Raw genomic sequence first — 675 nt, 5'->3', positions numbered from 1 at the left:
GATTAAGACCGTGCTGCTTTATGTTCGTCGTGCGAACCGCATTGATCGGCGGCCCTGCGACCCACCAGCAATGATTCAATCCGATCTCCAAGGTCAGCGCGCCAGCAGCTTCGGCCCCCGCCTCTCTCCTCGGCGTCGCTACTCAAAACAGCTGTGTGCATAAGGGCCGGATGGATCAGACTGGTTGAATGCTCTGGCCGAGGAGAGAATTTCCGGCACCACGTTCAGCCGATTGCGGTGGTTGGAACCAACGGCCTGCTACCCAGTTAGAAAGCCAGCAAGTCTGGTTGTAGCCTTGCCGCCATGTGAATCAAAACCCGCCGACGCTGTCTACGGCCTAGCAGGAGTGGCGACCTTGCAGCGGCGGTGGCCCGCTGGGAAACCGGTGTGCCTGCCTTCGCAATCTGGGCTGCACAGCCGCTGACGACAGCCCAGCAGACACCGTCGCCGACAGCCAAACAACAGGAGATATGCCGACATGAAAGCAGCCCGCATCCATGCTTTTGGCGGACCTGAGGTTGTTTCGATCGATCAAGTCCCCTTGCCTCAACCGCTTGACGACGAGGTTGTGCTCAGGGTTCGCGCCGCGAGCGTCAATCCGATCGACTACAAGATCCGCGAAGGTTCGACGAGCGAAACCCTGCCGGTCACGCTCGGGCGCGACGTGTCCGGCAC

1 pseudogene is annotated in these 675 nt (G+C 60.4%); it reads left to right on the top strand.

Annotated features, from left to right (window positions below):
* Positions 1–478 precede the first annotated feature (478 nt).
* Positions 479–675 (top strand): annotated as a pseudogene (locus EN984_RS36730) (NADP-dependent oxidoreductase); the annotation flags it as partial.

The sequence above is a fragment of the Mesorhizobium sp. M7A.F.Ca.CA.004.12.1.1 genome (genome assembly GCF_003997835.1).
In the GTDB taxonomy this organism is placed as follows: Bacteria; Pseudomonadota; Alphaproteobacteria; order Rhizobiales; family Rhizobiaceae; genus Mesorhizobium.
The sequence above is the reverse complement of the archived record's forward strand: the minus strand, read 5'-3'. Positions and strand labels throughout refer to the sequence as shown.